We start from the raw sequence: 21,711 nt of genomic DNA on the forward strand, positions 1-21,711 counted from the left end.
TCTCACCTGCGAGGTGCCCTCTCGAACCGAGCGATAGAAGCCTGAAGCACTCCTATCCTTCCAGTTCAGAGGGCACTTTCTATCTCCGGGGTCCTGCCGGGCCGATCTTCATCGGTGGATCGAGGCTCAGGCGGCGGAATCCGCCGAATCGTCGACCCAGAAGCGCTGCAGGGGTGGCAATCCGGTGAAGGTCGCCGACGACAAGATCGGTTTGATGCCCTGCCTAGAAGTCAAAGGTGATTACTTGAGGATGACCGTCAGAGTTACCTCCTATGCGCCGGTGGAGGCCGTAACCGTCTGGGTGTGGCTCTCTGCCGATCGTGACGGCTTTCGAGTGGATGAGTCCATGAAGCGGTGTTTTATGACCTTTGCTAAGGCGGGAGAGACGCAGGTGTGTGAAAACGCCTTCACCCCGATCAGGCCCGGAAAGTATGACACCACGACCAACGCAAGGCTGGGCCAAGCCGACTTTCCGCCTGGCTGGGACAACTTTCCAGAATCGAACGGTGCTCAGAGCGGCTTCTTGCAGTGGCCGCCAGCCCGGTAGCACGCCGCACAACCTGGGCGCGGGGCGACAGCTCGGCCAGCGCGGCTACGTGACGTCAAGCAGGGCACACCCTCGGCTCGATGCAACCGGCGGATCTCAGCCCAGTCCTCCACCTTCAACACCCCCTCAAAACCACTGAAAGGGATCAAATTTCCCGGAACCCCTGGGGTTCAGCTTTCAGGAGTCGGCGACAAACCCGGCGATAGAGGCGGGATCACCCCCGCGTGCGCGGGGAGCAGGGCGTCGACCTGCGCCGCGGCCGAACGATCACGGGATCACCCCCGCGTGCGCGGGGAGCAGGCTTCCTGACCTGCGGCGCTAAAGATCAAACTCGCCGAATTTGATCACTTTGCTTCGCAAGATCTCTCCCAGGGTGGCTGTCTCAGAACAACGTCAAGCTGGGTGCAGCGTAACGGGTTGCTGACGCTCAATCGAGCGTAGTGCACCGACCGGCCGCCACCTCGACGACAGCGATCCGCCCGGTTCGTGTATGGATCCGCAGCTGGATCAGGAGGAGAGGCCGAGGGAGCCCATCGTCAGGCCGTCGCTGATGTCCCGGGCCAGTACGGCTCCGGTCGAGGCCGCTCTGTCCAGGATGGTGCGGAACTCGACGAGCTGGCGGAAGGCCTGCCCGTACGCCTGCTGTTGCGTCAACGGCAGCACGGGGATGGTGAGTCGCTTGACGTCGATCCGTAGGGTGCCGCTGGCGATGATCGAGGATCGGCCGGCTATCCGCGCATTGTCCGTACGGGAGATGACCCCGGCGACGAACCACGGGTCGAAACGGGTCGGGTCGACGCGGATCAGTTGTGCGCCGGGGCCGAGTTCGGCGCCGACCTGTTCCGGAGTGGCGACCCGAGCGCTGATCTTGTTGCCGATGACGGGGACGAGGATGTCGCCGGGGCGTACGCGTGGTCCTGGCTCGTCGTCGGCGGCGCGGGTCGTCCGGCCGCTGGCCGGACCGCCGGAGAGGATGTCGGACCCGGTCAGTACGGCGGTGTCGGCGCTGGCGCCGGTGGCGCGGCTGCCGCGCGACAGCGCACGCTGGACGGAGATGCTGCCGGAGCGTACGAGGTCGGCGATGTCGGCCTGCGGGGCGTCCCGCAGTGGCGCGTCCTGGACCTGTTGCACCGCGGGCAGGACGTGCCGTAGCTGGTCGAGCAGCTGGTCGAAGTCCTTGATCCTGGCGATGACCTGGGCCGGGTCGACGGTGAGGTCGTGGGCCTGCGGCAGGTGGCGTTGCGGGGTCAGGTCGACCTGGTCGTCGAGTACCTCGATGGCGGGCACGGTGCGGTGGACGCCGGGCAGTTCCTGGTAGTTGTCCGACCGGTAGGCACGCCAGGCGTCACCGACGACCCCGGCGAGCGGTCGGTCGGCCGGCGCGGCGGTGGTGTCGACCACGAGCAGGTCTCCGGTGTGCGGCTGCTGCGGATCCGGCTGGCCGAGGACCCAGACCTGGAGTCCGACCCCGCTCGGTGGCATCAGGCCGGCGGGCAGGGCGATGACCGCGCGCAACGTGCCGCGGCGGATCAGTTCCGCGCGGATGCGGCGGCCGGCCGGGCGGGATGCGGCGGCCGGCGGCATGAGTACGACAGCGGTGGCGCCGGGGGCGAGGTGAGCCAGGGCGTGCTGCACCCAGGCGAGTTCCGGCTCGGTGCGCGGCGGCAGCCCGTAGACCCAGCGGGGGTCGTAGGCCAGCCGGTCGTGACCCCAGTCGTGGATGCCGAACGGGAAGTTCGCGACGACGACGTCGGCCCGCAGGTCCGGCAGGGCGTCGGCGAGCAGGCTGTCTCCGACGTGGACGACGGGTGGCTCCGCGTCGAGTCCGACGCGCCGGGCCCGTAGGTGTACGAACCACAGCCGCAGCAGGGTGAGCAGGGCGTACTGCGGGTTGATCTCCTGGGCGTGGCACCGGGTGACCCGGCCGGCTTGCACGGCCTGGTCGGCGGCCATCCGGAGGATCGATCCGGTGCCGCTGGCGAAGTCGAAGGTACGGGCGCCGGTGCCGGCGAGGGTCAGCATCACCTCGGCGACCGGGTCCGGGGTGCCGGCGAGGCCGGACAGCGACTGGGCGGAGGAGACGTACCTGCTGTGCAGGTATTCGAAGGCGGTCTCCGCGTCCTGCTCTGTCGCGAGTTGGTCGAGTGTGCCGAGCAGGGCGCTGAGCTGCGCGGTCCACTGCTTCGGCAGCAGGGCGCTCACCATCGTGGCCAGTTCCGGGTCGAGCGCGCACAGTCGGCTGATCAGCTGTTTCGGCGTCGGCAGTCCGTCGTCGGCGGCTTCCGGCTGGTCGCTGCGAGTGAGCTGGTCGGCGCGGGCGAGCAGGTGCGCGCCGGCGATACCGAGCAGGTCGCTGATCTGCGCCGCCGGCTGGTGGCTCTCGATGTGACGCCAAGCCAACTCTTCGGTGCTGGCCTGGTGCAGCCGGCCGTGGCGGCGCAGCCACTGTTCCACCGCCCGGGCGTCGAACAGCGGGCTGGCCGGGCTGCCGCCGACCGGTGTCGGAAAGTCGGCGTACCGGCGTCGCCAGTTGCTCACCGCCGCCCTGCCGACGTTGGCCAGGCGGGCGATTCCGCTGGCGGTCAGGGTGGTGTCGCCCGGGGCGAGACTCAGCTCGTCTGTCACGGCGTGAACCCTAGCATGACAAGCGAGCTTGTGTACATGGTTCACGCGCGCTACGATGCTGTCATCCCGATTCACAGCCCCTCCTGGAGGACCTGATGCCACGTCGTGGGCACAGCACCACCATCGGAAAGATCGCCAAGTTCTGTCAGGACCGTCGGGTCTCCGAGATCCGGATGCTCGGTGAACTGCTCCGTCGCGAGCAGCAGGCCGCCGCCTCCGGCGAGGGGCAGTTGCCGAAGCAGACCGGGGACCCGGACCCCGCCCGCTGACCGACCAGATCCACCCCGACAACCGAAGGAGGACCATGAACAACCTTGCTCGTACCCGAGCCGTCCACCGCACCATCGCCAAGCTTCACACCGGTCGGGTACGTCTGCGCCGGCGCGCGGCGCTACGCGCCCGGGGCCGCCGCCACCGTGCCACCACACGCGTACGCACGAGTGCGCCGTGACCCGGTGATCGGCGCCGCCATCGCCGACGCCTACGTGGCCGCGCCGGTCCGCGACGAGCGGGCCTTCCCCGCGTACGCCGCGTTCTGTCGGGAGACCGTCCAGCAGTACCACCTGCTGGTCGGTCGACCCGAGTTCGGTGGCCTGGGTGTTTCGGTGCGGTTTGTCGACGAGGACCCGTACCAGGACGTCGAGTCGATGCTCGATGACGTGCGGCGGCGCCGGCTGAAGGTCTGGGCCAGCGCGGCCAGCGGAAACCCGCACCCGTACCTCAGCGACGGGGAGAACGACATGTTCCGCGCGGTCCACGACGTTTTCGGGCACGCGGCGACCGGCCGTGGCTTCGACCGGCACGGCGAGGAGGCGGCCTGGTTGAAGCACCGCACCATGTATTCGCCGCTCGCCGTACGGGCGCTGACCACCGAGACGCGCGGGCAGAACTGTGCCCAGATCTTTCGGTACGGAGGTGGCCGCTTCCCGGAGCAGAAGGCCGCGCTGCTGCCCCGGATGTTCAGTTACGTATCCGCGTCCGGTGGCTGTCTCGGAAGTGGAGGCGGGGGTGGCGTCGACTCTCGCGTGCTGAGCCGGACGATCTCGGCTCGCAGGTCGAGCACCGCCGGGCCGTCCGGTCCGTCGGTCCGCAACCGGCTCTGCGGCAGTGTGGTGAGCTGCCGCAGAGCCCGGCTGTGCTCGCCAAGCGCCACGTGTGCCCGCGCGGCCCGTCGTTGGTAGTCGAACACCAGGGAGTCGTCGTCGCCGTACTGCCGGGCCCGCTCCTCGGTCAGCCGTCGCCTCGGTCGGGCGGCGACCCGGTGCTCCCCGGTGGCGTGCAACTGTTCCGCGTGTCGTACGGCCCGCTCCGGGTCGGTCCCGGTCTGCTCGGCGACCGGTGGCGCCCCGGGGTGGGCCTGCGCCGGCACCCGCTCGACGATCGCCGAATACGCCCGCACCGCACCGGTGGGGTCCCGGAGCACCCCGGGGATCGGCGGCAGGTCCGTGCAGAGCGGAGCCAGTACGGCGTAGACCTCGGCGGCGTTGGCCGGCCGATCGTCCGGGCGCGGCGCCAACAGTGCGTGCACCAGGTCGTCGAGCGTCGCGGGAATCTCCGGCCGTGTCTCGGCGGGACGCGGCGGGGGAGCGGACACCTGGTGGCGCAGTGTGGCCAGGGTGGTGGCGCCCTCGAAGGGCAGCCGGCCGGTGAGCAGGTCGAAGAGCGCTCCTTCCGTCACGGACGACCGGGCATGGAGCTGCCGTCGTGTAGAAGCGACGTCCCCCGCCGCCGCCGAACTGTTCCGAACAAATCCGAACAGGTGAATACCTGGAATTCGTCGTGTCGGTCGCATGAAAATCGATCGACTTCGGCGCCTCCCTCGGAGGGTATCCATGCGGTTGGGATGTTCCGTCGCGGCTGCTCTGGCCGCGCTGCTCGTCGTCACCCTGGTAGGGCCGGCACCCGCTGCCGGGGCGCCGGTCGCCCCGCCCGAGTCGCTGGCTCTGGCTGCCGTGGAGGAGAGCGGAGCCAGCGTCGTTGCCAGCCAGCGTGACCGTCTGCTCGGCAAGGGGTGGCGGAGTTCGGCGGACCGTGCCTGGGTCGTCTCCGGAGACGCTGCGGGGCTGCACGTCCTCGTCGCGGACGCCCGGGACGGGTACGCCTGGCGGACCGCTGCCACGCTGGTCGAGCCGGGCTTCGACGCGGACCAGTGGATCGGCAACGCGTGCGTGACCGGCTCCGGCCGGCGGCTCGCCGTCGCGTACGCCCCGCGGACGTTCACGAACAGCGGCGCGCTCTTCTCCCGAGGAGCGTTCACGGCCGTGGTGGATCTCCAGACGGGGGCGGTGACCCGGCTACCGGTGCTGTCGACGCTCGCGTACTACAGCCCGGGCTGTGGCGCCGGCGAGACCGCCGTCTATACCCAGGCAGCCGGTGACGACGCCGCCCGCACCCGGATCATCAGGGTGGACGCCGCCCGTGGGCGTACGGTGGCTCGTCCGATCGTGCTCGACGGGCAGGTGACCTCGGCGGTCCCGGTGGGCTCGACGATCGTCGCCGCCGACCGGCACCGGTTGGTCCGGATCACCGACGACGGTCGCCGCGCCACGCTGGCCCGTACCCGTGCCGTCCCCTTCCGGGTCATGGTCGCGCGGGACGGCGTCAGCTATCTCGACCGAAGCGGCGACCAGGCGTTCGTGGACCACGTGGGCATGACCGGAACGTCGACCAGCCGCGCGGCCGAACCCCGTACCGTGGCCCGCGGCGGGCTGACCGACCTGGACCTGACCAGGGACGCGACCGGGCAGGTGTACGTCACCGGGACCACAAGCTGGCACGGCGGTACGGGCGGACCGGTCGGGCTGGCCGTGCCGAAGGGGTCGTCCGTCTCGACCCGCGGCGACACCGCACTGACCTCGGTGCTCTGGTCGGGGCGGGCGACCCCGCAGACGGAGACGGAGTCGCGGCGGCTCCGTCGGCCGGTCGACATCCGGATGCGGGTACGGGCGACGGGCCAGGAACTCTCCTTCACGGTGCATCCCACGAGTGGCCCGGCTCCGGCGAGGGGCGGCCCTGCGGCACCGACCTCGTCCGCCCCTTCCGGTGGGTCCGCCGCGACCGCCGCGACCGGCTCCCCGACCGATCCGGTCGAGGCGGAGCGCACCTGCTCGGTGCCCCGCAACGACCCGCGCAACCAGGCCCTGCAGCCCAAGCCACGGCAGGTCGAGTGGGCGATCGACCAGGCCGTACGCAACGTGCTGACGGTGCAGCGGGAGGCCAACTGGAAGAACCTCGGCATGCCGGCCTACACGCCCCAGGGCCTCTTCCCGCCGCTGGCCCTCAGCGGTGGCGGGTACGTGCCGGCCCAGGTCATGCTCGGCATCGCCGCCCAGGAGTCCAACCTCTGGCAGGCCACCGGACGGGCGCTCCCGGGAGTCACCGCCAATCCGTTGATCGGCAACTTCTACGGACGCGACATCTACAACGACACCTCCGCAGACGACTGGGACATCAACTGGGCGGACGCGGACTGCGGGTACGGCGTGATGCAGGTGACCGACCGGATGCGGCGCGGCGAACCCGACTCCCTGCCGTACGACTCGCAGCGCGCGATCGCCCTCGACTTCGCCGCGAACATCGCTGCCGGGCTGCAGATACTCCAGACGAAGTGGAACCAGACCCGGGCGGCCGGCATGGTGATCAACAACGGTGATCCCCGGTACATCGAGAACTGGTTTTTCGCGCTTTGGGCGTACAACTCCGGCTTCCACCCGGATCGCGGTGACGGCTCGCCCTGGGGCGTCGGGTGGCTGAACAACCCCGCCAACCCGCACTATCCCGCCAACCGCGATCCCTTCCTCGACCGGACCATGGCGGACGCCGCGCGGCCCCAGTACTGGCCGTACCAGGAGAAGGTCCTCGGCTTCGCCGGCCACCCCATCGAACTGCCAGAGGCGCCCGACGTCCTGGTCGCGGCGTTCCGACCGGCGATCTGGAACGGCGGCGACATCAACGGACCGATCAACCGCTCCAACGTCAAGCCGCCGGTGAACCTGTTCTGCGACAGCAGCAACAACTGCGTTCCGGGCGCCAAGATCCAGCCGGACGACGAGGACGTCAAGAACGAGCCGGCCGGACCGTGTGCGAACCGGAACGCCGCCGGCAAGTACGACCTTCGATGCTGGTACCACCAGTCGGCGGTGTGGAAGCCCGACTGTCCGCAGAGCTGTGGCTACGAGCTGCTCCGGTTCGACCCGGGCTATGCCTACCAGGACGACGGCACGTCGTACCCGCCGAGGTGCGACGCCACCGGCCTGCCCAGCACGGCGCTGATCGTCGACAACCTGCCCGACGGGGTGCCCTCGATCCGGCCCAACTGCCCCCGGTTCTGGACCAACGCCGGCACGTTCGGGCTGACCTTCGCCGCCGACGGCACCGGTCACTATCCATCAAAGGTCGACTTCCACCAGTTCGGTGCCGGGTTCGGTGGGCACTTCTACTCCGGTTTCACCCGGGGACCCAACTACGTGCCGGCGGGCGCGGAGACCAAACTCAAGGTCACCGGCACCTGGCGCCTCGACCGTACGCTCAACGGCTGGGTGCGGATCAAGGTGTTCGTTCCCGACACGGGCGCGTGGACCGGGCAGGCCCGTTACGACATCGACCTCGGCGACGGCCGCCGCCGGTACCGGGTGGTCAACCAGGCCTGGCAGGCACACACCTGGGTCGACCTCGGGGTGTTCCCGGTGAACGGCACCCCGTCGGTGACCCTGAGCACCCACACGGCCGACGGCGTCGGCAGCCACACCATCGTCTTCGACGCGGTCGCCTTCATCCCCGCCCCCAAGCCGTCCGCCGTGTACGTCGCACTGGGCGACTCGTACTCGTCCGGCGAAGGGCTCCCGCCGTACCTGCCCAACACCGACTTCGTCCGGTCCACCGGGCAGACCAACGCCTGCCACCGGTCCGCGAGCGGCGCCTACCCCAGCCTGATACGGGCACCAGGCCAGACCAGGACCATCGCGCAGGAGGCCGCCGACGGGACCGCCTCGTTCGCCCTTCTCGCCTGTTCCGGGGCGATGACCACCAACGTCACCACCGACGCGTACAACGACCCGCCGACCGCCGACGACCAGGCCGGGCACACCGACTGGGGACCGGCCGGCGACTTCGGCTACCCGTACAGCTACAACGGCGAAATTCCGCAGGTGGACCAGGGGTACCTCGACCAGGAAACCACTCTGGTCACGCTCACCATCGGCGGCAACGACGTGCGCTTCGCCGAGGTGATCCGCAGTTGCGTGGCGGCCCTCGACCCCTGCTACTCCGCCTCACACAAGCTGACCCGGGACACCGGAGTGGTCGATCCGGAGGCCCTGCGGGTGTACGAGAAGAAACTGCTACGCGACCAGCTCGGCGAGCACCTGCTGGCGGTCTACCGGGCCGTGCACGCCAAGGCACCCAACGCACAGATCCTGGTGCTCGGCTACCCGCAGCTCTTCGGCGACCGGCCCGGCTCGTCGTCGTGCGTCGGCCTGCTCGCCGACGAGATGTACTTCCTCAACACCCTCGCCGACCTGCTCAACGCCACCATCGCGCACGCCGTGACCCAGGTGCGGGCAGAGGGCGCCGACATCCGGTTCCTCAACACCACCCAACGGTGGCGGGAGGGAATCAGTCACTGGGCCTGCGACAACTGGACGGTGCCCTGGACCAACGGCGGCATCATCAGCTGCGACAGCGGCATCGGCCGGGAGACCCCGTGCCGGGCCAGCTACCACCCGACCCTGGCCGGGCACCGGGAACTGGCCGACCTGGTCAGCATCCAGTTGCGCGGGGTGAGCAGCGCGGCGGCGGTCCAGCGCCGGATCCTCGACTACGTCGCCACCCGTACCCCGGACAACGGCCGCTGGGAGGTCACGCCGGAGCAGGCCCTCGACATCGCCGAGCGGTGCCTGGACTACACGGCGCGCGGCGGCGTCGTCGGCGATCCGTGCATGGCCGACCCGATGCTGCTGGTCACAACAAGGGACGCGCTGGGCGCGGCGGAGAACGACGATGACGCGCTGGCCCGGATGCCGACCTGGGTGCAGCTCAACTTCGTCAGCAGCGGAATCAAGGAAGCCATCCTGCCCCGGGACTGGATGGACCGGAACCCGTACAAGCAGACCAGCCCCTGCCCGGTGCCACGCAGCGACCATCCGCTACCCGACCACGAATGCGACGAATACCCGTTCTACAGCAGCGAACTCGGCGGCGCGTGGGACTTCTACGACGGGTTCAACTCCGAGAGCAGCACCCGGCTGAAGATGATTCCCGCCACGGAGAACGGCGCCGAAGGCAGGCTGCTCGGGGCCATGTACACCGCCTGCAACCTGACCAGCGGCACCTACTCCGCGAGCGGAACCACGACGACCATCGGGGACCGGTACCTGACCATTCCCGTCCTCTCCGCATCACCATCCAACACACCCATGACGTTCTACGTCTGCTAAGGAGGAACTGACGGTGCAGAGATTCCGTCGAGCGCTGGCCCTGGCGGCCGCGGCCCTTGTCGCGACCGTGGCGGCGGTGGTCGTACCGGCGACCGGCGCCATGGCCGCGCCGCCGCTCGATCCGAGCATGCCGAGCAGTTGGGCGAAGTGGACCTTCCACAGCGGTGGCGACTACAACCTGGTGGTGGACGCCAGTTACTCAGGTGGGCACGGCGCCGCCGCGCAGCTGTACGGCGACCACGGCGGGTCCAACCAGATCTGGTTCCAGGAGGCGGCTGCCGAGGGCGGGCAGTTCCTGCACCCCGGCTACGACCGGTGGCTGTGCCTCGGCCGCAACGGCACCGGATGGGGCTCCTCGGTGTCGGTGCAGGCCTGCGACGGCAGCGCCAACCAACGCTGGCTCATCACCCGGTTGCGTTACGAGTACTACCTGCTGAAGCCGTACGACGCCCAGGACCTTTGCGTCGACGTACCGAACAGCAACTTCGCCCAGGGCGTCGACCTTCAGCTGTGGGGCTGCAACGAGAGCGCGGCCCAGTACTGGCGAATGGGCCAGTGTTGGGCGGCGGCCTGCGACGGTCAGTGGCCCGACGTCACCGACTGCGACACCAGCGGTGGCGACGAGGTGCTGGACGTGACTCGGGGCAGTGAGCGCCTGGTGCTGATCCGTGCGACCGGTTGCCACGCCTTCTACGCGCGGCTGACCTATCAGGCGGGCACCGGCGACACCATCAAACTCGTCATGCGGCGGCACCACACCGACGGAAACAGTTCGGCGATGGTGCTGCCCGTCGAGGCAGGTCAAACCCGCTGGTCGCCGATGTTTGGCGTGGACCAAACAGGTGCGACGTTCGACGCGTGCGTCGAGAAGTACGGCGACCCCAGCTACACGTTCTGCACCAACCTGTGGTGGGTGTAGCGGAGCAGAGAGCCAGACGGCAGCCGCGCCGGCCCGTGGCCCGGCGCGGCTGCCGTCCAGCCGCCGCAGCCGCTCCCGGGCCTCCTCGGCCTCGGGGGTGGCGGAGCTCTTCCTGGGTGTGCAGCGCTGCCTGGCCAGGCCCCGCCGCTGGCGAGGTTGTCCCCGGTCGACTCGTGGAGGTCGCCGAGGTTGCGCTGCGTGTCCGCCTCGTTGTACCGGTCGCCGGTCCTCCGGAGCAGGGTGAGGGCCCGTCGGCGGTCAGCGCGCGTCCAGTCGTACGCGAAACACCCGACCGTGGGCCGAGGCGAGCCGGAAAGCTGCCGACGGTGAGCCTGTCCACTCCTTGAGCCGGCGCAGCTGACTGTGGAATCGCGGCGTGCGTCGACGCGAAGGGCCGGGGAGGTGGGAGGGACGGAGGGGTGGGTGCCGGTGGTAACGCGGAAGCTGATCCGCACGAACAGCTCGTCCCACGGCTTGTCTGTATGGACGAGGGCGGCTGGGTCAGACTCCCCAGCACGAGTCGCCCGCCCCGGACCCGGGGGAGGCGGTCCGGGGCGGGCTTGGGGGTGATGAGGCGGGTCAGTGGCGGCGGGGGATTCAGTACAGGATCTGGACGGCGATCAGCGCAGGGTGGGTGCCGGGGAGTTCTTGCAGCGCACGGGCAGGGTGCGCGCCGAGGTAGACCATCAACCCGATCGGGTTACCGCGAAAGGAGGCCAGGAGCGCCAGGCGGGCCTCCCGGCATGGCCGGGGAGCCGCGCAGGCGTGACAGGCGTACGACGTGGTCGGTTGATGTTCGGCAACCCGCGCATGTTTCCGCTGCAGGTGCCGATGCCAGCGCTCCTGAGGTCCGATCATCGGTCATACCCGTTGACCGCATCCGGCGCGGTGCTTTCGTCCCTGCCTGAAGGTGTTCGGGCGGCCGTTTGTCAGATACGGCTGGCTGCCCGCGTCCCAGCCGGCCCGATCATTGGTCGGCCGTGACCAGCTTGCCGGAGGCGGTGCGTCCGGCGTCAGGGCGCGGATCTCGGCCCGTTCCTGCTCGGTCAGCTCGACGTGCGAGTTGGCGCGGACCGCAGCCCGATACTCCCGGCGGGTCAGCGGCAGCACGGGCGGCGGTTGGTAGGGCATGGGCACGTGTTCGATCGAGTCCGGACACGGCCAGCGGAGGCCACAGCGGCAGTACCGCCAGAGCCGCCACCATGCCCGACGGTGGCGAAGCCAATCGGTGGTCGTCGGCCGTATCCCGGCGGCGAGAGCTGCCCAGGCCGGCAGTCCGTGCCGTCGCCATCGTTCGTACGACCCGGACGGGTACTCGCCCGGTAGCGCCCTGACCTTGGTGAGTTCCGCCGTGAACCAGGCGATGTCGAGTCTGCCGGTCCACTCCGAGCCGACCCGGGTCATGCCGTTCCGAAGTCTCTCCTCCGTCCACTGTTGCGCCGGCCGGTTACGCGCCCGCCAGTTGTCATAGACCACGACGAGGTAGACCAGGTCGGATCGTCGCTGGGCCGGATTCATCTGGTGATGGTGGCACGGATCCCACGCACGGTTCGTCGGCGACTGGCGTGAGCGGACCGTGGGTGACGCTGACGATCCGGTGCCATTCACGAACCGAGGTATGTGCTCAGGTCACAGCTCAGCCTGTCTCGTTTCACAGTGCTGGCTCATCCCTGGAGCAAACGATCAAAGGAGCGCCATGCTCGCCGCGTACGTCACGGTCACCATTCTTGCCGCCGTCTTCAACGGCATCGCCTCGTTCACCTAGCGGTGATTCCTCGACTGAACCCGTACCAGTCTCGATCCGGTCCTGCTCCGGCCCACGCGGGGGTGACCCCTTGGTTGACACGCCCCGCAGCAGCGCGCAGCTCGTCATCCGAGCGGTGGGAGGCGAGGACGACGTCCGCGACAGCCAACCGGCGGCGACTGTGAAACTCGCTGTCCTATTACCGGAGCCGGTGATAGACATCCGGCGTGAAAGAAGATCTTGAGTTCCCTGACCTGCTGCGACTGATTGATGAACGGTCGACCGCCTTCCGTACTGCGGTCGCCGCCGCGCCCAGTCTCGACGCACAGGTGGCGACCTGCCCCGGGTGGACGCTGTTCGATCTGGTGAAGCACCTGGGTGGGGGAGACCGGTTCTGGGCCGCCATCGTCGGCGCGGGGCCTGCCGACGGTCCCCCGGCCGAGGCCGCCGCCGCGCGGGCCGCTCTGGAGGTGCCGCAGGAGCGGGAGGCCCTGCTGGCCTGGCTGGCCGCGTCGACGCAGCTCCTGCTGAACGCCCTGCGCGAGGCAGGACCGGGCAGCGGTTGCTGGACGTGGTGGCCTGCGTCGCAGTCACCGCAAACCTCCGGTGGTGTCGCCCGGCACCGGGTCCAGGAGACCGCGGTGCACACGTACGATGTCCAGCTCACCGGGGGCGCCCCGCAGCCGCTGCCGGTCGAGGTGGCACTCGACGGTGTGGAGGAGTTCCTGTTCACCGTCTGTGCAACGCAGAGCGCCTGGCCGCACAAGCCCACGGCCTTCGACTTCCACGCCGCCGAGAGCCGCTCCTGGCGCCTCACGGTCGACGGCGACGGCGCACGCGTCACCCGCATCCCCGCGCCCACTGCCGCGACCGGCGAGGACTCGGACGCGGCCGGCGCCTCCGTCCACGGCACGGCCAGTGAGTTGGTCCTTTACCTGTACGACCGTATCCAGGCCGAGTCCCTGCAGGTTGACGGAGACGCCGGGCTGCTCGACCTGCTCCGCGCCTGGGAGCCGGAGGGGTAGGACGTAGCGGGGGCAGCCCCGAGCCGCGTGGAGCACGATCTGCGCCCGTACCTGGCCCGATGCTCGGTCTTGTGGTCCCAGGCCGCCTTCTTCGACCGGTACCGCTCGGCGGTGGTCAGGACAGGACTATCGGGCGCGTGGCGGCAACAGGCAAGGCAGGAAGGCCGATCAGCAGAGGTGGTTCACGACGGCCACAGCCTTCCGCATCTTGGCTGTGCTGGGGCAGCGGCCCGGACGCTCACGGGGATTTTGGAGGGTGTCGACAACGATCGGGCAGCTCACGAGAGTTCGTGCTGAGTTCCGTCGGCGACGGCGTGGAGCTTGTCGGGGTTGGCCACGTTGTGGATGGTCGAGATGCGGCCCTCCGGATCGAAGTCGAAGGTCAGCGTGGCGACCACGCGGTCCGGGCCGCGGAAGACCATGCCCGGGCCGCCGTTGATCCAGGTGAGCTCTGCCCGCATCTGCCCGGGCTCGATGCCCTGGTAGGTCACGGTGCCGAGCGCGGCGAACCAACGGGCCACGGTATCCAGGCCGACGACCGGCTTGAGGGCCTGGCGGACCTTGCCGCCGCCGTCGGTCCACAGCGTCACGTCCGGGGAGAGTAACTCCATGAGGGTGTTGATGTCGCCGCCCGTCGCCGCCGCGAAGAAGCGTTCGGTGACGTCGCGTTGGCGGGCGCGGTCGGCGGTGAAGCGGGGCCGGCGGGCCTGGACGTGTTCGCGGGCGCGGTGCGCGGCCTGCCGGACCGCCGTCTCCGAGCGTTCCACCGCCTCCGCGATCTCCGCGTAGTTGAAGGCGAAGACCTCCTTCAGTACGAAGACCGCGCGTTCCAGGGGGCTCAGCGTCTCCAGTACGACCAGCAGGGCCATGGAGACCGAGTCTGCCGTGGCGACGCCGTCGGCGGTGTCCGGGCCGGTGAGGATCGGCTCGGGCAGCCATGGCCCGACGTAGGTCTCGCGCTGGTGGCGGGTCGAACGAAGCCGCTCCATCGCCAGGTTGGAGACGATCCGGGTCAGGTAGGCCTTGGGGTCGGCGACCTCGGAACGGTCGGCCGCCGACCACTTGAGCCAGGCGTCCTGGACCAGGTCTTCGGCGTCGGCGGCGGTGCCGAGGATGCGGTAGGCGACGGAGAAGAGCAGGGTGCGGTATTGCTGGAAGGCGAGTTGGTCGGGGTCGGTCTGCTGCGGTTGGGTCACTTGGAGCTCCGGATCCGGGTGTAGCGGCCGCCGTGCGGCCAGAACGCGCCCGAGGCGGGCATCTTCTTCATGCGGGCGAAGGTCGACCACGGTGCGGCGGTGACTGTCTCCTTGTACTTCGCGGCCCGCTTGCCGGTCAGCACGATCCGGCGTGGGCTGTCGTCGGGGTGGGTGAACTGTACGACGGCGTCGTTCCGGCCCAGGCTGACGGGTGTGTGGTAGTAGCCGAAGCGGAAGGGCTTGGGTTCCTTGCCGGCCAGCACCCGTAGGATCGTCAGGGCCGCGTGCACGCCGGTGGGCATGCCGCCCTGGCAGGTCCCGTGCATCACGCCGTAGCTCTGACGGATCGCCGCCGCGTCGCCCACGGCGTAGACGTCCGGGTGGGAGACCGAGCGCAGCGCGCTGTCGGTGATCACGCGGCCGCGTTCGTCGACGGTCAGGCCCGCGGCGGCGGCCAGCGGCGAGACGCGGGTGCCGCTGGTCCACAGCACCGCGGCCGCCGGGATGTTGGAGCCGTCCGCGAGGACGACGCTGTCCGGCAGTACCTTGGTCACCTCGACGCCGCTGCGGACCCGCACGCCGAGCCGGGCGAGCGCCGCGTCCAGGTAGGCCTTGGCCTTCGGGTGCATGCTCGCGCCCGGCTCCTGCCGGCCCAGCAGCACCGCCTGGAGCTGCGGGTGCTGTTCGGCGATCTCCGCGGCGGCCTCGATGCCGGTGAGGCCGCTGCCGCCGACCACGACGGTCCCGCCGTCGAGCCGGGTCAGCCGGTCGGCGAGGAGGGCGGCGTCTTCCGGGCTGTTGAGGGTGTAGGCGTGGTCGTCCACGCCGGGGACCGCGATGGTGTCCGCGATGCTGCCCAGGCCGTAGACCAGGGTGTCGTAGCGCAGGACCCGGTCGTCGTCGATCCGGACGGTCTTCGCCTCGGCGTCCACGGCGGTGACCCAGCCGCGGACGAAGCCGGCGCCGGTGCCGTCCAGCAGTTCCGGAATGTTCATCTCGGCCGTCTCCTGGCCGGTGGCAGTCATGTGCAGTCGGAGCCGCTCGGTGAAGGTGTCGTAGGGGTTGACCAGCGTCACTTGCACGTTCCCGCGCTTCCTGGTGCGGGCCGCGAGCTGGATCGCGGCGGAGAGCCCGGCGTAGCCGGCGCCCAGGACCAGAACCTTATGCTGCTGCGTTGTTGTCGCGTTCATCGCTCTGCTGTCTCTTTCGTGTCGGTCGTTCCCGCCGTGCGGACGACCACCAGACGCAAGCTGCCCTTCCGTTCGTGACATGGGGCTGACGTGGCCCGCGTCACGCTTTCGCCCCCGGCGAGGCGCACTCCATCCTCGTCGACCAGCACGGGATCCCGGTGCCGGACATCGCGCCGACCAGCGCCGCCGGCACCGTCCTCGACGTCGACACCACTCGCGTGCAGAAGACCCGACAGGGCGCGCTGGATCGGACGTCGTCGACAATCCCGTCGCCCGGGCGGTACCACCGCCTGTGCCTCAGCTCACAGCCTCTGGTCGTCGCATCCCGCAGGGCTGGCCCGTCCTCGGAGCAAACGATCAGAGGAGTGCCATGTTCGCCGCTTACGTCACGGTCACCATCCTCGCCGCGCTTCTCAACGGCATCACCTCGTTCACCTACCTGATCGGTCACGACTATCCGAAGGCCCAGGCGGACATGAAGGGCGTACCCCGGTCGTGGCTGCCGGTGCTCGGCCTGTTGTTGGCGGCGGGCGCGTTGGGGCTTCTCGCCGGGTTTGTCGTGCCGCTGCTGGGCGTACTCGCCGCCGTCGGGCTGGTGTTGTACTTCATTGGCGCCCTGATCACGCACCTGCGGGTGGGGTCCCGTCAGCTGGTCGGAGGGGTCGTGTTCCTCGCTACCGCGGTGGCCGCGCTGACGCTGAACCTGGCCTACCACGGATAGCCGTACCCGGTCTCCGGGACACGACGAGGAGCAAAGAGGCGGCGCCCGCAACAACCGGCGCCGCCCACGGTCCGCGGTCAGGGCGTGCGGTCGCCGTTCGTCGCAGGCGCACCGACGTGTACGTCGACGTCGGCCGTCCCGGTCATCTGGTCGTACGCCCTGGTCTTGAGCCGGTTCGTCTCCCGCTCACCATCGAGCAGCGCCGCGCGCAGCTCCTCCGCGTCGCTGATCTCCTTCGCCGTCACCGCGTCGGCGGAGGTGGTGACGCCCTGCACCACCTCCAGGTGGGTGCCGTCGGTCGGCATCAGCTCGGTCCACTTCGCCAGGCAGTAGACCTTCTCCGGCGCCGGCTGGCACTCCTCCTTCAGCTCCGGCATCTCGTCCGGGGTGCCGAGCGTGCCGGTCCGGAAGGTGTTCAGTTCCTCCACGAACGCGGCGAGCCGCTCCTCGACGGTGAACGGGAGCCGGGTCGCCACCACCTTGCCGAAGATCCAGCGCAGCGCGGTCAGTTCCATACCGGCGCGGACCGGCAGATAGAGCTTGGCCCAGCTGGCGTTGAGGAAGTCGCCGGGGTCGCGTTCCGGGGCGCGGGCGTCGCCGGCCGACCACCACCCGGGGTACGAGACGAACGAGGCGCGTTCCCAGTCGAAGACCCGGTGCCAGAAGTCGATCTCCCACGCCTCGTCCCGGACACTCGCCGGGAAGTGCTGGGCGACGATCTGCGAGACCATCTCGTTGACCGGGGAGAAGCCGGCCCGCAGCCGCGCCTCGAACTCGTCGGCCGCGACCGCCGCCGCCTCCAGCGCCTCGTCCCGCTTCGCCTGCCAGTCCTGCAGCTCGGTCACGTACTGCGCGACCAGGGCGTTGTGGGCGGTGTCGTCGGCGACCTGGTTGTTGTTGCTGAGCGTACGCCGGAAGTTCGCCGCCACCTGGAGGTTGGCGCCGGGGCCGGCGATCCACATGCCGGCCCCGACGTGCACCCGGACCCGCAGCACCGGCTGGCCGTCGGCGGAGGTGGCGATCGGCATGCCGGCGGTGTCGGCGGCGATATTCTCCGGCGGGCGCCGGGTGATCAGGTTGAGGTTCTGCTTGATGAACGCGATGTCGCCGTCCCACACCCAGTCGCTGTCGTACGGGATGTCGATGTCGTAGTCGGCGCTCATGTCGCCGACGATGCCCCACTTGTCGAGGGTGACGACGGGGGAGTGGAAGACCCGGGTCTCGACGCTGGGCGGCATCCCCGGGGCCGGTGGCCGTTCCGGCCTGGTCGGCACCGGCGGCAGCGCGGCCAGGGCGTTGTCCCGGATCCGCTGCCGCCCGTCGGCGATCTTCCTGGCGAAGGCGAGCGCCGGGTCCTTGATCGTCGGTGCCCAGCAGATCCGGGCGCCGTACCGTTCGTGGGCCAATTCGAGGCGTTGCAGCACCTTGAAGTAGTGCAGGGTGATCGGGGTGACCCGGTTCGGGTTGCGGACGGTCCGCTTCGACGTCGTCTCCATGCCGGTCTCGGTGACCAGCTTGAAGTCGGTCCGGTGCTGGGTACGGTAGCGGGCCGCGACCTTCGAGGTGGCGGTCTGGCTGTCCTTGACCGCCCGCCGGCTGCTCTCCTGACTCGCCTCGGTGACACTCGTGGTGAAACCGATGGTGTGGCTGGCATTGAAGGTGCCCCACGGGCCGGTCGGGCTGGTGTACTGGCCGGTGTGGCTGGCGTTCAGCCCCCAGGTGTCGGTCAGCGACTTCTGCCGCTCGAAGCCCTCCTGTAGTTCGGTCGCCAACGCGCTGGTCAGTTCGACGTCGGTCTGCTGCTCGGTCTCGTTCTGTTCCTCGAGGGTCAGCTCCCGTTTGGTGTAAGTCCGCTGCTCCAGCACCGCCTCCCCGGCGGGGGCCAGGGCCAGCGCGTACACGTGCTCGCCGAGCGCGAAACCGACCGGGCGGATCCGGGTCCGGTCGAGTAACGCGATGCCGATGTCGGACTGCAGCAGCCCGGCGACGAACTCGGCCGCCTGGTCGCCGAGCAGGCTCTGCCGCCGCGCCGGCGGCTCGCCGCGGATCATCCCCGAGTCGACGCCGGGCAGCGACTCGTGGGCCTGGTCCAGGTCGCGTTGGCCGACCAGACCTTCGTTCAGTTCCTTGAGCAGGTGCGCCAGCCGGCCGTCGTCGATGGTGCCGTAGCGGGTCGCCTCGACCAGCGCCTGCTTGACGTAGAACGGCAGGATCGGCGTCTGGCCGTCGTCGAAGGTGAGCAGCACCGGCACGAAGTAGTTGGAGTAGACGTACTGGTCGGAGTGTGCGGTGCTGAAGCCGAGCGTGTCGGTGTCGGCGTTCGCGACGACGACTTTTCCCATCGAGTTCCTCTCAGAGTGGAGTCTTGAACAGAGCGGACAACCCCCGGTACGTCATCTCGTGCGAGGTCGCGTAGAAGCCGGTGAACGCCGTCCGCGCCCTTGAGCACCGGGACCAGTTCCGGGTTCGCCGCCCGTACGGCGTCGACGACCGTGCCGAGACTCTTCTCGGCGTACGCCCGCAGCCCCGGCGACTCGCCGAGCAGCGCGGCGACCTCCCGGGCCATCCGCTCGTGCACCTTCTGCCCGAGTCGCCACGGCTGCGCCTGCCCAGCCTGGCGCAGTTTCCGGAACTCCTGGTACGCCACGGTCTGCAGCGTCCGGTTGAAGATGGTGCTCAGCCGTTGTTCGAGTTGCGCGGCGATCGCGGCCCGGACCGCGGCCGGCCGGACGTCGCGTGCCACCTTCGGTGGCTTGACCTTGCGGAACACGTCGTCGAGCCGGGCCAGGACCGCGTCGAGGGCCTCGTTCAGTTCGGCCCGGGTCGCCTGCCGGCCGGCTGACGATACAGTCTCGGACATGCTCGCCATCAACACCGGTTTGCCGTTCTCGCTGACCAGCATGCCGAACCGGGTACCGGCAGCAGTACCAGCGAACGCCTCGGCGTGCGCCGACTGGGTGATCATGGTCAGGATCAGTTCGGCGTCGGCCATCAGCGCCTGACCCTGCCGGACCAGCGGGCCGAGGACCTCGGGCGGGAAGAGGGTACGCAGCACCGCCATCCCGACCCGGGGCGTGCCGGCTATCACCGTACGCCCGATCGCCACCAGCAGGGCGGCGAGCTGCCCGGTCACCAGGCGCAGTTGTGCGGCGGTGCCGCGTACCCCGGCCAGCAGCAGCGGGGCGTAGCGCAGGGCCGCCCGGACCGCGACCCCGCCGAGCAGCCGGGCGAGCTGGACCAGCCCGGTCAGGATCTGGAACAGGTCGCCGGCGATCCGGCCGAGTTGCCGTCCGGCGGCGAACGGGTCGAGGTTGGCCAGGTGCCGGCCGAACTCGTCCTCCCAACCCCGCCACAGCGCCGCGACCCGGTCCGGGACCGTCGCCGGGTCGAGGGCGGCGACGATCCCGCCGAACGCCTCCCGGACCACGGTGACCTGCTCGGCGAGCCGGTGTACGCCGGCCCGGGGGTCGACGGTCAGCACGATCAGGGTGGCGAACTGTTCCTGCTGCAGCCGGCCGATCAGCTGCACCAGTTTGCCGAGGTCGACCAGCACGGTCGCGAACGACTCGGCGACGCCGACCGCGAAGCCGTCCAGGAAGAGTTTCGGGTTGATGCCGTTCCAGGCCGCGTAGTGGCGCATCGCGTCCAGCAGCACCGGGTCGAGGCCGAGCAGGAACCGCCGGAACGCGCCGTCGCGGTCGACGTCGGTGCCGGCCAGGTCGAAGAACGTCTCGGCCAGCCCGAGTTTGCCGAGCATGGAGACCAGGTCCCAGACGTTGTCCGGGGTGATCCGGTCGTTCATCGCCGCCAGCACCCGGGTCCGGGTCATCGACCTGGTCGCGCCCGCGTCCACCCAGTACTTGACGGTCAGGGCCACGAACTCGACCCGGGGATCCTGGGTACGGGTCCCGTACACCGCGGCCCGGGTCGCGGCGGGCACCCGGGGCACGCTGAACCAGTCGCGGATCATGACGGTCTCGCCGGCCGGCTGCCCCATCGTCCACCTCCGATCGGAGCACTCTCCGGGCCGGCGGCGCACCACGACAGGCATCGGTCGACAACCCGACAACCGCCCGCCCGATAAACCTCCACTCTGGACCGGTACGGGCCGGATGTCGTCGTACTGCCTGCTCGGGTGGGTTGGGGCTGAGTCGATGCTCAGTTCCTTACAGGGTGCGCGGCCCGTCCGGCACGCCGAAGAACCAGTGCCGACCAGGTACGGGCACCGGCGGCAGTCGGTCCTCGATCAGCGCCTCGATCGCCTCGGCGAGGTCGGCGACCACCTCGCAGTCGATCCGCTTGTGTCCACGCACGAAGTACGGCTCACCGTCGATCACGTACCGTTCGGCGGCCTCCGTCGACGTGATCGTCCGGTACCCGCGCAGTCGGCGTCCCGCCTCCGCGATGATCGCGCGGGCGAAGGCCCGTTGCCGGCTGTCCCACTCGTCGGGGTCCAGCGGGAAGGCAAAACTGGCGCCGACCTGCACCTGGGTCCGCAGGTCCGCCAACACGGCGTCCACGTTCGGCGGCCGCTGCCCGGGTGGCGTCTCCGTGGCCACCTGGATGGCCTCCAGGAGCAGGATCCCGACGCTGACGTCGTACGCCCAGAACCAACGCCCGCCGAAGTCGACCGACACCGTCTTGCTCACGCCATCCCCCCGCCGTTTTCCACGCTTCCATCGTCGAGTACGGCGCGAGCGATTATCGGCCGCTACCGAGGTCGCAGGTCGGCAGGTGACTCCAGCCGTCGCAGCACATCCTCGATGAACGGCGCCTTGCCGGACCGGTACCTCGGTCGATCCTCGTCGTCTGCCGCCGCGAGCTCGGCCTTGAGCTGTGCGTATTCGGCGGGCGAGCATGTCGACGATCGGCTTGGCGGCCAGGCCGGGAATCGAGGTACTGCCGACGTGCTCGACCCGACCGACAAGTCGGTTTCCGAGGGCCGCCTCGATCCGGATCTGCTGCTCGGCGAAGCTGATCGGCCAGCGCGCGTCGTAGGGGACGACCTTGATCGGACCCTGTCGCCGAGGGGTTCCGCCGGAACCCTGATCCGCAGCCATCCGCCCAGGGGACGGCGGCGGATGCCCGTCGAGAGGGGCGCCTTAGCCGCCGCCCAATCTCCGCTTTCGCCGCGCCGAACACCTGACGCGGGCAGCCGACCACGGCGGTGGGGCGTCCCGTCCGGTCATACGTCGGTTTCATCGTGGTCTTCCGGCCGGCCGGGCCCGTCGCCGGGCATGTCCTGAATCGGTCACCCGAACTCCCTCCGTTCCTGTCTCGGGATTCGGTGACTGGCTCGGTCGCGTACGG

The 21,711-nt window shown here is 69.8% G+C and carries 14 protein-coding genes; 6 read left to right on the forward strand and 8 right to left on the reverse strand.

Annotation, left to right across the window (positions count from 1 at the left end; translation table 11 throughout):
- Nucleotides 1-184 precede the first annotated feature (184 nt).
- Nucleotides 185-547: a hypothetical protein gene (locus ABGB05_RS24330; protein ID WP_347655799.1), complete on the forward strand. Its 363-nt coding sequence runs from the start codon at nt 185-187 to the stop codon at nt 545-547.
- A gap of 507 nt (nt 548-1,054) precedes the next feature.
- Here the strand turns inward: ABGB05_RS24330 and ABGB05_RS24335 are convergent.
- Nucleotides 1,055-3,172 (reverse strand): N-6 DNA methylase, encoded by a 2,118-nt coding sequence (locus tag ABGB05_RS24335; protein WP_347655800.1) that lies wholly within the window; start codon nt 3,170-3,172, stop codon nt 1,055-1,057.
- A gap of 95 nt (nt 3,173-3,267) precedes the next feature.
- Here ABGB05_RS24335 and ABGB05_RS24340 point away from each other — a divergent pair, with 95 nt between their 5' ends.
- Nucleotides 3,268-3,441, forward strand: a complete 174-nt coding sequence (locus ABGB05_RS24340; protein WP_347655802.1) for a hypothetical protein — start codon at nt 3,268-3,270, stop codon at nt 3,439-3,441.
- 695 nt (nt 3,442-4,136) lie between these two features.
- Here the strand turns inward: ABGB05_RS24340 and ABGB05_RS24345 are convergent.
- Nucleotides 4,137-4,850 (reverse strand): hypothetical protein, encoded by a 714-nt coding sequence (locus tag ABGB05_RS24345; RefSeq protein ID WP_347655803.1) that lies wholly within the window; start codon nt 4,848-4,850, stop codon nt 4,137-4,139.
- A 154-nt stretch (nt 4,851-5,004) separates the two neighbouring features.
- Between ABGB05_RS24345 and ABGB05_RS24350 the strand changes: the two genes are divergently transcribed.
- Complete coding sequence (locus ABGB05_RS24350) at nt 5,005-9,606, forward strand: hypothetical protein (RefSeq protein WP_347655804.1); 4,602 nt, start codon at nt 5,005-5,007, stop codon at nt 9,604-9,606.
- Nucleotides 9,607-9,619: 13 nt separating this feature from the next.
- Entirely contained in the window at nt 9,620-10,525 is a 906-nt protein-coding gene (locus tag ABGB05_RS24355; RefSeq protein ID WP_347655806.1) for an RICIN domain-containing protein, read from the forward strand.
- Between the two features lie 597 nt (nt 10,526-11,122).
- Here ABGB05_RS24355 and ABGB05_RS24360 read toward each other — a convergent pair.
- Together ABGB05_RS24360 and ABGB05_RS24365 are read right to left on the reverse strand one after the other, a co-directional pair.
- Nucleotides 11,123-11,383: a hypothetical protein gene (locus tag ABGB05_RS24360; protein WP_347655807.1), complete on the reverse strand. Its 261-nt coding sequence runs from the start codon at nt 11,381-11,383 to the stop codon at nt 11,123-11,125.
- Between the two features lie 3 nt (nt 11,384-11,386).
- A complete protein-coding gene (locus tag ABGB05_RS24365; RefSeq protein WP_347655808.1) occupies nt 11,387-12,043 on the reverse strand; it encodes a hypothetical protein in 657 nt (218 codons plus the stop codon).
- Nucleotides 12,044-12,496: 453 nt separating this feature from the next.
- Between ABGB05_RS24365 and ABGB05_RS24370 the strand changes: the two genes are divergently transcribed.
- Nucleotides 12,497-13,294: a maleylpyruvate isomerase family mycothiol-dependent enzyme gene (locus tag ABGB05_RS24370; RefSeq protein WP_347655810.1), complete on the forward strand. Its 798-nt coding sequence runs from the start codon at nt 12,497-12,499 to the stop codon at nt 13,292-13,294.
- A 278-nt stretch (nt 13,295-13,572) separates the two neighbouring features.
- Here the strand turns inward: ABGB05_RS24370 and ABGB05_RS24375 are convergent, their stop codons facing one another.
- Together ABGB05_RS24375 and ABGB05_RS24380 are read right to left on the reverse strand one after the other, a co-directional pair.
- On the reverse strand, nt 13,573-14,490 hold the full coding sequence (locus ABGB05_RS24375; RefSeq protein WP_347655811.1) for an RNA polymerase sigma-70 factor: 918 nt from the start codon (nt 14,488-14,490) through the stop codon (nt 13,573-13,575).
- Complete coding sequence (locus ABGB05_RS24380; RefSeq protein ID WP_347655812.1) at nt 14,487-15,680, reverse strand: FAD-dependent oxidoreductase; 1,194 nt, start codon at nt 15,678-15,680, stop codon at nt 14,487-14,489. Before ABGB05_RS24380 ends, ABGB05_RS24375 begins: the two co-directional genes overlap by 4 nt.
- Before the next feature lie 370 nt (nt 15,681-16,050).
- On the opposite strand from ABGB05_RS24380, the gene ABGB05_RS24385 reads away from it, so the two are divergent.
- Nucleotides 16,051-16,401 carry a DoxX family protein gene (locus tag ABGB05_RS24385; protein WP_347655813.1) on the forward strand — a complete coding sequence of 117 codons (351 nt, stop codon included), beginning with the start codon at nt 16,051-16,053 and terminating at the stop codon, nt 16,399-16,401.
- Nucleotides 16,402-18,520: 2,119 nt separating this feature from the next.
- On the opposite strand, the gene ABGB05_RS24390 is transcribed toward ABGB05_RS24385, so the two are convergent.
- Together ABGB05_RS24390 and ABGB05_RS24395 are read right to left on the reverse strand one after the other, a co-directional pair.
- Nucleotides 18,521-20,398, reverse strand: coding sequence for a hypothetical protein (locus ABGB05_RS24390; protein WP_347655814.1), 1,878 nt, complete (start codon nt 20,396-20,398; stop codon nt 18,521-18,523).
- A gap of 169 nt (nt 20,399-20,567) precedes the next feature.
- Nucleotides 20,568-21,050 carry a hypothetical protein gene (locus ABGB05_RS24395; protein WP_347655815.1) on the reverse strand — a complete coding sequence of 161 codons (483 nt, stop codon included), beginning with the start codon at nt 21,048-21,050 and terminating at the stop codon, nt 20,568-20,570.
- Between the last annotated feature and the right edge of the window lie 661 nt (nt 21,051-21,711).

It is taken from the genome of Plantactinospora sp. B5E13 (assembly GCF_039871775.1).
In the GTDB taxonomy this organism is placed as follows: Bacteria; Actinomycetota; Actinomycetes; order Mycobacteriales; family Micromonosporaceae; genus Plantactinospora.

Bases quoted from the DNA above. Each gene is read 5' to 3' on its own strand.
- ABGB05_RS24340 (WP_347655802.1), top strand. From the start codon at position 3,268: ATGCCACGTCGTGGGCACAGCACCACCATCGGAAAGATCGCCAAGTTC.
- ABGB05_RS24350 (WP_347655804.1), top strand. From the start codon at position 5,005: ATGCGGTTGGGATGTTCCGTCGCGGCTGCTCTGGCCGCGCTGCTCGTC.
- ABGB05_RS24360 (WP_347655807.1), bottom strand. From the start codon at position 11,383: ATGATCGGACCTCAGGAGCGCTGGCATCGGCACCTGCAGCGGAAACAT.
- ABGB05_RS24365 (WP_347655808.1), bottom strand. From the start codon at position 12,043: ATGAATCCGGCCCAGCGACGATCCGACCTGGTCTACCTCGTCGTGGTC.
- ABGB05_RS24380 (WP_347655812.1), bottom strand. From the start codon at position 15,680: ATGAACGCGACAACAACGCAGCAGCATAAGGTTCTGGTCCTGGGCGCC.
- ABGB05_RS24385 (WP_347655813.1), top strand. From the start codon at position 16,051: ATGTTCGCCGCTTACGTCACGGTCACCATCCTCGCCGCGCTTCTCAAC.
- ABGB05_RS24390 (WP_347655814.1), bottom strand. From the start codon at position 20,398: ATGGGGCAGCCGGCCGGCGAGACCGTCATGATCCGCGACTGGTTCAGC.